Origin of the sequence: Micromonospora mangrovicola, assembly GCF_047200535.1 — a bacterium.
Taxonomy (GTDB): Bacteria; Actinomycetota; Actinomycetes; order Mycobacteriales; family Micromonosporaceae; genus Micromonospora.
Genome location: NZ_JBJZOG010000052.1, coordinates 37,233 through 48,088, shown reverse-complemented (window position 1 = coordinate 48,088; position 10,856 = coordinate 37,233). Strand labels below are relative to the sequence as shown.

Annotated in this window: 7 protein-coding genes; 2 read left to right on the top strand and 5 right to left on the bottom strand. The window is 72.9% G+C overall.

Features of this window, described 5'->3' with window-relative positions; all coding sequences use genetic code 11:
* Positions 1–30: 30 nt before the first annotated feature.
* The 4 genes from ACL02O_RS20680 to ACL02O_RS20665 form a co-directional block, all read right to left on the bottom strand.
* Positions 31–957 (bottom strand): helix-turn-helix domain-containing protein, encoded by a 927-nt coding sequence (locus tag ACL02O_RS20680; RefSeq protein ID WP_412819757.1) that lies wholly within the window; start codon positions 955–957, stop codon positions 31–33.
* Between the two features lie 57 nt (positions 958–1,014).
* Complete coding sequence (locus ACL02O_RS20675; protein WP_412819756.1) at positions 1,015–1,974, bottom strand: helix-turn-helix domain-containing protein; 960 nt, start codon at positions 1,972–1,974, stop codon at positions 1,015–1,017.
* Between the two features lie 125 nt (positions 1,975–2,099).
* Complete coding sequence (locus tag ACL02O_RS20670; RefSeq protein WP_412819755.1) at positions 2,100–4,820, bottom strand: helix-turn-helix transcriptional regulator; 2,721 nt, start codon at positions 4,818–4,820, stop codon at positions 2,100–2,102.
* A gap of 213 nt (positions 4,821–5,033) precedes the next feature.
* Complete coding sequence (locus ACL02O_RS20665) at positions 5,034–5,864, bottom strand: alpha/beta hydrolase (RefSeq protein WP_412819754.1); 831 nt, start codon at positions 5,862–5,864, stop codon at positions 5,034–5,036.
* A 183-nt stretch (positions 5,865–6,047) separates the two neighbouring features.
* Between ACL02O_RS20665 and ACL02O_RS20660 the strand changes: the two genes are divergently transcribed.
* Complete coding sequence (locus tag ACL02O_RS20660) at positions 6,048–7,076, top strand: hypothetical protein (RefSeq protein WP_412819753.1); 1,029 nt, start codon at positions 6,048–6,050, stop codon at positions 7,074–7,076.
* 81 nt (positions 7,077–7,157) lie between these two features.
* Positions 7,158–9,860 carry an ATP-binding protein gene (locus tag ACL02O_RS20655; protein ID WP_412819752.1) on the top strand — a complete coding sequence of 901 codons (2,703 nt, stop codon included), beginning with the start codon at positions 7,158–7,160 and terminating at the stop codon, positions 9,858–9,860.
* Here the strand turns inward: ACL02O_RS20655 and ACL02O_RS20650 are convergent.
* Positions 9,817–10,821, bottom strand: coding sequence for a PP2C family protein-serine/threonine phosphatase (locus ACL02O_RS20650; protein WP_412819751.1), 1,005 nt, complete (start codon positions 10,819–10,821; stop codon positions 9,817–9,819). The two genes, ACL02O_RS20655 and ACL02O_RS20650, sit on opposite strands and share 44 nt — an antisense overlap.
* Between the last annotated feature and the right edge of the window lie 35 nt (positions 10,822–10,856).

Genomic DNA, 10,856 nt, shown 5'->3' with positions numbered 1-10,856 from the left:
GGCTGGCCCCCGCGCGGAGCCGGGGTGCGGTCACGCCTTCGTCTGCTGGTTGACCGCCCGCCAGGTACGGGGAGTCATCCCGTACGCCTGCCGGAAGATCTTGCTGAAATGGGTGGCGTCCGCGAAGCCCCAGCTGTTCGCGATCGCGGCGATGGTGCGCCATCTCGCCCGTGGGCTGGCCAATTCGTCGCGGGCGGCGGCGAGCCGCCGCGTCCGGATCCACTCCCCGAGCGTGACGCCCTCACGGGCGAGCAGCACGTAGAGATAGCGGACGGAGATGTTGTGGACCCGGGCGACGCGCTCGGCGCAGAGCCCGGGGTCGGTGAGGTTGTGGCGCAGGTAGGCCATGATCCTGACCGACAGGGTCTCGTGCAGTGCCTCGACCGCCGGTGCCGAGCCGCCAAACTCAGCGGCGAGCAGGGAGGTCAGCAGTTGGACACCGACCTCCGCCACGGACGACGCGTGTGGGCCCTGCCGCAGGTCGGGCTGGCTGATCAGCCGGGAGAAGTAACTGGCGACAAGGCCGCTGATCGGGCTCGCGCCGGCGCTGACGGGTCGTGCGGCCGCGTCCCGCAGCAGCGGCCGGCCGACACCGAGCGCCGAGTGCGGGATCTGGATCAAGCTCTGCCGGTGGCCGCCGGGGAAGAACTGCTCATAGGTGGCCGTCGTGTCGAGCAGGGCGAAGCTGCCCGGCCCCAGTACGGCTTCCCGGCCGTACTGGACAACCGCGCTGGTGCCGCTGGCCTGCAGGACCAGAAACACCGCCGGCGCGACGTCTCCGCGCGAGGTGGTCTGCCCGTGACGGGCGGCCTCCGATCGGGAGCCCGGTTGGCAGACGCTCTTCAGCGAGCACACGCGCAGGTCACCGGCGGAGCCGGTGGCGATCCGGCTGCGGAACCGGGAGGGGACGTCGATCCGGTTGCGGCCGATGGCCGAGCCGGAGAAGAACGCCCGCACCGCCTCTTCTCGGTCAGGCGCGGGTAGGACCGATGTGTCCAGGACGGCATCCATGACCTACCGACCGTCCCGCCATTCACTCGGGCTGACTCCGTACGCCCGGCGGAATGCCCGGCTGAAGTGGGTGGCGTCGGTGAAGCCCCACTGCTTTGCGATGGCGAGCACCGGCCGGGTCGAGGCGTTCGGCTCGGAAAGGTCGGCCCGCGCACCCTCAAGTCGGCGAGTCTGGATCCAGCTGCCGAGGCTGATCCCGGCGTGTTCCAGGACGGTGTAGAGGTAGCGCACGGAGATGTGGTGGGCGGCCGCCACCTTGGCGGCGTTCAGGTCCGGCCGGGTCAGGTTGGCCTGGAGGTAGGCCATGATCCTGCGGTGCAGGAGGTCCAGGCGCTCGTGCCGGTCCAGCACGTCGTCCGCCAGCTCGGCGCCGACCGCCGCCCGGATCAGGTCGACACCGGCCGCGGCCAGCCGGTGGGCGTGTGCCGGGGCGGTCAGTTCGGTGGCCGCCTCGAGTCGGGTGAGGTAGGTGGCGGCGAGCGCGGACACCGCCGTTCCGGTGCCGAACGCGCGGGCCGTTGCCGCGCGCTGGGCACGTTGCGGCAGGGCCAGGGCCGACCGGGTGACTCGCACGACCGTCCGCACGCCGCCGCCCCGGTAGATGACGACGGAGCGGCTGGTGGTGTCGCGCAACGCGAACTCGCCCGGGTGCAGCACCGCCTCGCGGCCGTCCTGCACGACGGTGGATGTACCGGAGACCTGGACGTCGACGAGCACCGCAGGCTGGCGATCGTCGTCCGCCTGTCGCTCGGTACGTTCGAAGACCGCGGGCGCCGCATCCGGTGGTGCGGTGGCCTCGACCCTGCAGATTCCGATCAGCCCCATTCGGGTGTACGACAGTCGGCTCACCATCTCCGAAGGGTGATCGACCCGGCAGCGGACCACGGTGTCGTTCAGGAAGGCTTGTACGGCGTCGCCGCGTTGATCGTCGCGCAGGAAAGACGTGTCCAGGTTGAGCTGCATACCGGCCTCCAAGTGGTGCTCGTCGGCGTTCAGCAAACACGGATTGGCGCGTGGGCGGATCGCGCGGATGTACCAGATCCGGGGCCCCGACGCCGGCCGGTGGCCGGGACCCGGCGGGAATCGCGTCAGGTGGCCGGATCGTGGATCAGCACGGCCCGGGTCAGCTGCACCCGGGTGGTGACCTGGAGCTTGCGGAACACGGAACCCAGGTGGGTGTTGACGGTGTGCGGCGAGATGGACAGCTGGGTGGCCGCGGAGCGGTTGGTGTGGCCCTCGGCGACCAGCCGGGCGATCCGCCGCTCCGTCGGCGTGAGCGCGGCCCATCCGGTCGCCGGGCGCCGCTCCACGGCCGTGCGCGCGCGACGCAGCGCGCCGAGCGACCGCAGGATCCGGTCCAGTTGCTCCGCCTCGCGCGGTGACCCGGTGCGGGCGAACGTCTGCGCGGCGGCCAGCAGTTGCCGGATGCCCGCCTGCCGGTGACCGGCGCGCAGCAGCGCCTGGCCGTAGTCCGCGGCGGCGCGGGCATAGACGAGTCGGCGAGGGCTGTCGGCGAGGATGTGCACCGCCCGCTCCAGCAGGCTCAGGTCCGCGGTCACCAGCCCGTTGGCGTGCGCGGCCATGCCCGCTGCCGTGACCGCGCCGGGGTTGCGGCTCGCGTACAGGTCGGCCTGCGCCGCCAGTTCGCCGGCCAGGGCCGGGCTCCCGCCGCGCAGGGCGATGTCGATGAAGGAGCCCACCAGGGGCCGCAGGGTGCGGGTCTGGACCAGCCAGTGGTCGTCGCGCTGCTGGTCGCGACACATGATCTCGACGGCCTGCGGTGCGTCGCCGGTCGCAGCGAGCAGCCACGCCTCGCCGAGTCGCACGTGCACCACGTCGCCCGGGTCGGCGGCGGCACCGAGCCGGGCCTTGGCCGCGGAGAGCAGTTGCCGCGCACCCTGGTCGTCGCCGCGCAACATGGCGAGGCGGATCAGCGTGATCTGGCACAGCATGGTGTACGCGTGCGCCGGCGGTCCGTCGCCGTCGAGTTCGGAGATGGTACGCAGGTCGGCGTCCAGGTCGTCGAGCTGGCCGAGCAGCCAGGTCTGACTGGCCTGCGCCCACAGCACGGCGGCCAACGGGAGACGGCTGCCTTCACGCTCACACTCCCGGCGCGCCTCGGCGATCAGCCGCGCGCTCGTGTCGAAGTTGTCCAGGTGCTGGTGGACCAGGATCTCCCAGAGGATCGCCGTCGGGTCGTAATCGCGCAGGCGCTCGAAGTGGTGCAGCGCCTCCCGGCAGTAGCCCTCGTTGAACGCCGTTTCGCCGAGTGCCAGCAGTGCCGTCGTGAGGGCCTGCTCGTCGCCCAGCGCCTCCGCCGCGGCGAGCGCGGCCTTGCCGGCGTCCCGGGCCGCGGCCTGGTCGCGGCTGCGGGACAACGCGAGGGCGCGCAGCGATTCCAACCGGGCTCGGGTCCGGGGGGTCAGACCGGACCGGCCGAGGGCCCGCTCGGTCCGCCGGCTCAGCTCGGCCGCCCACCACAGGTTCCACAGGGCGCGGCCGAGCGCCGCCTCGATGCGCCCGGCGGTCTCGTCCCCGGGCCGCTGGTCGAGCGCCGCGTCGGCGACGTCGACCGCCTCGCGGTTGCGTTGGGACAGGGTCAGCAGCCGGATGGCCCGCTCGGCGGTGGGGAAGTAATCGGGGTGTCCGGGGGGTGTCAGGCTGAGCGCGCGAAGCAGCAGGTCCGCGGCCAGGGCGGGTAGCGCGGTCGTGACGTCGTCGGCTGCGTCACGCAGCAGCCCCAGCGCGTCCTCGTCGCCGGGCCCCACGCCGATCAGCAGGTGCCGTACCGCCTCGGTCGGGCGCCGGCCGCCGCGCAGCAGGTGGGACGCGGCCGCCCGGTGCAGGACATTGCGGGCCGACGGCGGGATGCCGGCGTAGACCGCCTGGCGGAGCAGGTCGTGTCGAAACTCGAGGCGCTCGCCGTCGTCGGCGAGCACCGATCCGTACACAGCTGCCTCGGTGTCGGCGATCAGGGTGGCCGCTGGCGCGCCGAGCAGCACCTGGGCGTCGGAGAGCGTGAACCGACGGCCGAGCACGGCGCCGGCCTGCAGGAACCGGAGAGTCTGCGGCGGCAGTGAGCCGAGCCGTCCTCGCACGCCGGTCACCAGGCGGTCCGGCGGGCCGTCGGCGGTCGGTGCGCCGGCCAGACCCTCCATCATCTCCACCGCGAGGAACGGATTGCCGCCCGCACCGGTCAGCAGCGCGCGGAGCCGGTCGTCCACCGGCGCCCGGAGGATGTCCGCGGCCAGCGCCTCGACCGCCGCGGGCGGCAGGGGCCTGAGCCGTACCCGCTCGACCCGCAGCGCGACCGCCTCGGTCTCCTCCCGGCTGGTGAGCGCCCAGCACACCGGGGAGCCGCGCAGCCGGACGGGCAGGACCCGGAGCGCGAACCGGCTGAGCGGATCGGCCCAGTGCAGGTCGTCGACGGCGATCATGATCGGGGTGCGGCTGGCCTGGCTCTCGATCAGGCCGGCCACCTGCTCCACCAGCCAGTACCGCTGTTCCTGGTGCAACGGCAGCGCGGCGAGGTCGGCTCCGGTGAGCAGGGGTGCCGGGCCGTGGCGCAGCGCCTCGAGCAGCGAGGCCAGCGGGGCGACCTGGTCGTTCTCCTCGGCGCGCCCGTAGGCCACCCGGAACCCGCACTCGGCCGCGTACTGGATGGTGGCGTCCAGCAGAGCTGTCTTGCCGATGCCGGGCTCACCGTGCACGAGCGCCGCCGCGGCGGAGCCCGACTCGGCGACGTCGTCAAGCAGCCGCCGAAGCACCCCCATCTCGGATTCCCGGCCGCGCAACCGGCGCCGATCCATGCCTCACCCCCTGAGCCTCACCCTTCCGGCCCTGGGGTGCGGGAGTCTCGCGCCGGCCCGCCCAGGCACGGGATGCCCGGATGGCCGGCGACGCTCGGCGTCGTCCCCGGCCCGCCCCGGGCGCCTCGTCGATCCACCGGACCCCAGGTCCGCTGCCACCAGCCTGACACCGGTCGAGCGCGTCGGAATCCCGGAAACCCTTAGTCCCGTCCGCTACGCGAACCGTCGGACGAACGCGAGCGCCGTCTCGGCGGCCTCCCGCCAGCCCTCGTCGATGGTGATGGCGTGCCCCCGGCCGGGAAGCTCGACGAACTCGGTGATGCCCGGATTGTCCTGCTGCCGGCGGTACACCGCCTCGGTGATGGCCCGCGGTACGGTGTGGTCGCGCTCCCCGCCGATGATCAGCAACGGGCCGCGCTCGGGGTTGGCCGTGTCGACCCGCGCTTCGGTCCAGGGGTTGAGGTTCGCGGTGGCGGCCTGGAAGATCGGCGCTCCGGGGGCGGGCACGGCGTAGGTCTCGTACAGGTGCTTCGCCTCCTCCTCGCTGACCGCGTTCGCGAAGGCGTACCGGAACTGTTCGAAGGTCAGCGGCACCGCCCGGTGCCGGTTGGCGGGATTGCTCAGCACCGGCGCCGAGGCGCGCAGCGCGGAGAATGGCAGGGGCAGCACGCCCCGGAACGGCGCCGGGGCGATCGCGACGGACACCGCCGCAAGACCGCGCCCGGCGACGATGTTCGTCAGCAGGCCACCGAACGAGTGCCCGATCACCGCGGGCTTCCGGTCGAGTCGGCCGATCACGGCAGCGTAATGATCGGCCACCTGGGCGATGGTCTTGCCGGCGAAGACCTCGGGGTGGGCGTTCGCCTCCTCGACGGTGTCCGGGTCGTCGGGCCAGCCGGGCGTCACCGGCGCGTAGCCGTGCTCCTCGAACACCTCCGCCCACCGGTCCCAGCTGCTGGGCAGCAGCCACAGCCCGTGGATGAACACCACCGGGGTACGCCCTGCGGCGTTGGCGCACTCGATCTGCGCGTCGACCGTAGTCATCTCTGGTCCCTCCCGTCATCGACCGACCACGCTCGTGCTCGGCGCGGCCGAGGCTAGGCCGGGTCGGGCCGGGCGAACCGGCGTCGGTGTGCACGGCCGTCAGCCACCTGTGCACGCTGGACACGGGCCGCCGGCATCGACGCGCCTAGCCTCGAGACGGTCGTCACGAGGGGGCACGGGAGCATGCAACTGGAACTGGACCAGATCCAGGGAACCGTACTCAGGCCACGGCCGACGCCGTACGTGGGCGCCTACCTGCTCTACCGGATCGACGATCCGGCGCAGGCCCGGTTGATGCTGCGCCGCCTGGTGCCGCACGTGACGACCGCCGCGGACTGGCAAGAACCGGAGGACGCGGCCTGGCTCAACATCGCCTTCAGCCACCCCGGTCTGCGGGCGTTGGGCCTGTCGCGACAAGTTCTCGATGGGTTCCCGCAGGAGTTCCGCGAGCCGATGCGCGCCTGCGAGGCTCAACTTGGGGATCTTGGCGAGGGCGACCCGACCAACGGGAAACTGCCGGAACGGGCTCGCTTCGACATCGGGCTCCTGCTGATTGCGCCCGACCGGGCCACCTTCGAGGCGAAGCTGGCCATCGGCCACACGGCGCGGCAGAAACTGGCCGGTGTCACGCCGGTGAGCCGACTGGACATCCGAGCGCCGGAGAGTGGTCGAGACCATCTCGGCCTCGTGGATCGGGCCAGCCGGCCCTTCGTCTCAGGCGAGAGTGGCCGGCCCCGGGCGGGCCAGGTCCGCGCCCGGGCGGGCGAGTTCCTGCTCGGCTACGTCGACGAGCTCGGCCGGATCGCGACCGGCCCCGGTCCGGAGCGGCTGTGGCGCAACGGCACGTACCTGTCGATCCGGAAACTGCACCAGAAGGTCGCCCTCTTCCAACGCTTCCGCAAGGAGAACGAGGACGTGTACGGCGAGGAGCTGCCGGGCGCCAGGCTGACCGGTTGCCCGCACATGCTGCTGTGCCGGCGGGCCGTGTACGGCCCGGCGCTGCCCGCGGGCGTCCTCGACGACGACGGGATCGCCCGGGGCGTGGTACTGGAGTGCGTCAACGCCGACCCGGGTCGGCAGTTCGATTTTTCGCCGCACGAGTGGATCTTCGACCCCGGGCTGCCGGCATTCGTCGTCTCGAAAGGCAGCGAACAGGTGTTCCTACCCGGAATCAGCGGATTGCGGTATCTCGCGGGAGCAATGCCCGACTGAACGTGGGCCACGACCGTGCTGCGGGTCATCTCGCTCACCAGGCGGCCTGAGTTGATCACCACCCGCCGTACGCTCGACGGGATGGCAACACGGGACCTGCTGGGACGAGCCGACGAGCTGGCGGCGATCCAGCGCATGATCGGCCGAGCCCGCGACGGGCGCAGCGGCGCACTCGTCCTGGGCGGGGAGCCCGGCGCCGGGAAGACGGCGCTGCTTGCGCGGGCGGTGGCGGACGCCGGTGATGCGTGCGTGCTGCACGTCAGCGGCGTCGAGGCGGAAGCCGACCTGAGCTACTCAGCGCTGCACCTGCTGCTGAGCCCCGTCCTGGCCGGCGGCACCGTGCTGCCCGAGCCGCAGCGGGTCGCCCTACGGACGGCGTTCGGCCTGCAGAGCGGCCCGACCCCCGACCGCTTCCTGGTCAGCCTGGCCGCGCTGACCGCCCTGGCGGAACTCGCCACCGCACAGCCGGTGGTCTGCGTCATCGACGACGCGCAATGGCTGGACACCGAGTCCGCGGACGTGCTGGCCTTCGTCGCACGACGGATCCGGACCGAACGGATCGCGATGCTCTTCGCCGTCCGCGAGAACGACCACCCGGCCCGCGCCTTCGACGGGCTCGACAGGCTCGCGGTCGGCGGGCTCCCACCGGAGGCCGTGCGGCAACTGTTGACCACTCGGGCCGGCACCGCGGTCTCCGACCGGGTGGCGAACCTGCTCCTGGCCGGTACCGACGCCAACCCGCTGGCCCTGATCGAACTCGCCCGGGAACTGACCGCCGCCCAACTGTCCGGCGCGGCCCCCCTACCCGACCCGCTGCCGGTGGGGCGGCGGCTGGAGCAGATCTACCAGCGCCGCCTGCGCGCGCTGCCCGCCGCGACCCGAACCCTGCTCCTCGTCGCTGCGTCCGACCCCTCCGGCGATGCCGGTCTCCTCCGCCGGGCCGCCGAACGGCTCGGCTCGTCACTCGCCGCGGCCGGACCGGCGGAGAGCGGGCACCTGCTGACCCTCGGCCCACGTCTCGAGTTTCGGCATCCGGTGATCCGCTCCGCCGTCTACCACGGCGCACCGGTGGCCGAGCGGCGCCTCGCACACGAGGCGCTGGCCGCCGTTGACGACAACGCCGACCGGCGGGCCTGGCACCGGGCCGCCGCAGCCGTCGGACCCGACGAAGAGCTCGCCTCCGAACTCGAACAGTCGGCGGGCCGGGCCGGCGCCCGCGGCGGCTACGCCTCGCGAGCCACTCTGCTGTCTCGAGCGGTGGAACTGACCGAGGACCGCAGCCGGCGACCATACCGCCTGCTGGCCGCCGCGCAGGCGCACCTGGGGGCCAGCGATCCGGCCGCCGCCGACGTCCTGATCGGGCAGGCCCTGCCAGACCTGCTCGCCGCCCCGGACCGCGCCGAGGGGCTGCGGGTACAGGCCCGGATCCGCTTCGCGCAGGGCCGGCTTCCCGAGGCGTTCGCGCTGATCATGGAGGTCGCGCGGACGCTGCTGGACCACGACAAGCGAGCCGCGCGGGACGCGCTGTTCGAGGCGTTCGAGGTCGCGGCGTGGACCAGCCGGCAGGCCACCCTCGCCGCGGCCACCGAGGCCCGGCGGTGGCCGGCGATCCAGCCGGCTGAAATGACACCCGCGGACCTGCTGGTCGACGCTTTCACCGCCCGCTTCCTCGACGGGCATCAGTCTGCCTTCCCACGCTACCGGGCCGCCATCGCCGCCCACCTCGACGGCGCGCCGGATTTGCGAGGATTCAACCTGGCGAGCCTCGCCGCCCTGGAAATGTGGGACGTCGACGCGCTACTCGCCCTGACCACGGCATGGGTCGACCTCGCCCGTGCCCGGGGGACGGTCAACGCACTGGCCCGGGCGCTGCGCATCCGGGCACTGCTGGAATTGGTGCGCGGCGACTACATCTCGGCGGACGAGTTCAACGGGGCCGCCGCGGAGCTGTCCCAGTTCGGCCACCGCCCGGGGGTGGAACTCCTGTTGAGCGTGACTGGCCCGGAGGACCTGGCCAGATCGACGGCCGAGCGACGGATCCGGCAGGCCGCCGCCCAGCACGAGGGTCCGTACGGGGCGCTGACCTCCGAGTTGGCGTTGTGCATGCTGGATGTCAGCCTCGGCAACTACGCCACCGCACTGGCCCACGGCCTCCGGGTCCTCGCCGAGGAAACCGTCGGCCCGCTGTACGCCAGCAACCTGCCGGAGGTGATCGAGGCGGCCCACCGGGTCGGCGACGAGTCCACCGCCGAGGCGGCGTTACGGCAACTGGCGGCCATGGCCTCGGCGAGCGGAACGCCGACCGCCCGCGGGCTGCTCGCCCGCTGCCGGGCGCTGGTCGCGACCGAGGACGAGGCGGAGCAGCACTACCGCTCGGCAGTCGCCCTACTCGAGACGTCACCCGCAAGACCCGCGCTCGCGCGAGCTCACCTGATGTACGGGGAGTGGCTGCGCCGCAGGCGGCGCCGCCGTGAGGCGCGGCAACAGCTGAGGACGGCGTACGTCATGTTCGAGGGCATGGGGGCGGCGATCTACGCCCGCCGAGCCCGTCGGGAACTGGCCGCCGCCGGGGAGACGGTTGTCGGCGGATCCACCGAACGAGGCACGCTCACGCCTCAGGAACTCGAGGTGGCACGACTGGCGGCGGGGGGCGCACCCAACCGGGACATCGCGGCCCAGCTGTTCATCAGCCCGAGCACGGTCGAGTACCACCTGAGAAAGGTGTTCCGGAAGCTGGATGTCACATCGCGGGCCCAGCTGCACGCGCAGTTGCCGTCCGGCTGACCGTCGCCGTACCGGAGGGGCCCGCGGTGAGGGCCAGCGCGGCGACGTCGTCGGGCCGGCGGCTGCCGGTGGCGGCGCTCAGGAGTTGCCGCACGCAGTCGATGACCTTGCCCGCGTTGACCGTGTCGAGCGCGCCGACCGCCGCCGCCACGCCGGCCTCCGAGACCATGGCCCCGGAGGGCAGGCGGGCCTCGGTCAGGCCGTCGGTGTAGGCGAGCAGGGTGTCGCCGAGCGCCAGTGGCAGCGTCACCTCGGGGAAGACGGGGTCGGTTCGGACGCCGAGCATCGGGCCGGGGCGCAGGCCGAGCGTCCGCGGCCGCACCACCCCGTTCTCCTGCCGTACGAGGAGCGGTTCCGGGTGGCCTCCGCTGGCGATGGTCACCCGGCAGCCGCCGTCCCCGGTCTTGACGAGGGCGCACAGGGCGGTACAGAAGCCATTGGCGTCCACGGTCCTGTGCAGGAGTTCGTCGTTGAGGGCCCTGAGCATGGCGGCGGGTCGCTGGCTGCGGTCTGCCGCCCGACGCATCACGTACCAGCAGTGCGCGGTCAACGACGCCGCCGTCACTCCGCTGCCGCACACGTCGCCCACGATGACTCCCCAGGCCCCGTCGTCGAGTGGGAAGACGTCCAGGAAGTCGCCACCGAGTCCGGTGGGCGCCGCGGGCCGGTGGAACGCCGCCAGCGTCAGTCCCGGCACCGCCGGCAGGGCGGCAGACGAGTCCAGGGTCCTGGTCACCACCGACCGCAGCAGCCGCAGCCGGTCCCGTTCCCGGCCGGCGGCCGTGGTCAGCGCCCGACGCTGTGCCGCGCCGACCCCGTCGGCGAGCCTGCGTTCCAGTTCCTCGGCGACCACCTCGGCAAGCCCGACGAGAACGGCGAACTGCTGGCCGGTGCCCGGCTGCCCGTAACTGGGGCCGGCGGCCTCGCCGAGAACCGCTCCCATGTTGACGCTGGTAAGCATTTTGCTGCTCCATTCTGAACAGGCGCGCGATTCCG

What these genes read in the sequence shown, in the direction of transcription:
- ACL02O_RS20665 (WP_412819754.1), bottom strand. Translation starts at nt 5,864, where the DNA reads ATGACTACGGTCGACGCGCAGATCGAGTGCGCCAACGCCGCAGGGCGT.
- ACL02O_RS20670 (WP_412819755.1), bottom strand. Translation starts at nt 4,820, where the DNA reads ATGGATCGGCGCCGGTTGCGCGGCCGGGAATCCGAGATGGGGGTGCTT.
- ACL02O_RS20655 (WP_412819752.1), top strand. Translation starts at nt 7,158, where the DNA reads ATGGCAACACGGGACCTGCTGGGACGAGCCGACGAGCTGGCGGCGATC.
- ACL02O_RS20660 (WP_412819753.1), top strand. Translation starts at nt 6,048, where the DNA reads ATGCAACTGGAACTGGACCAGATCCAGGGAACCGTACTCAGGCCACGG.
- ACL02O_RS20650 (WP_412819751.1), bottom strand. Translation starts at nt 10,821, where the DNA reads ATGCTTACCAGCGTCAACATGGGAGCGGTTCTCGGCGAGGCCGCCGGC.
- ACL02O_RS20675 (WP_412819756.1), bottom strand. Translation starts at nt 1,974, where the DNA reads ATGCAGCTCAACCTGGACACGTCTTTCCTGCGCGACGATCAACGCGGC.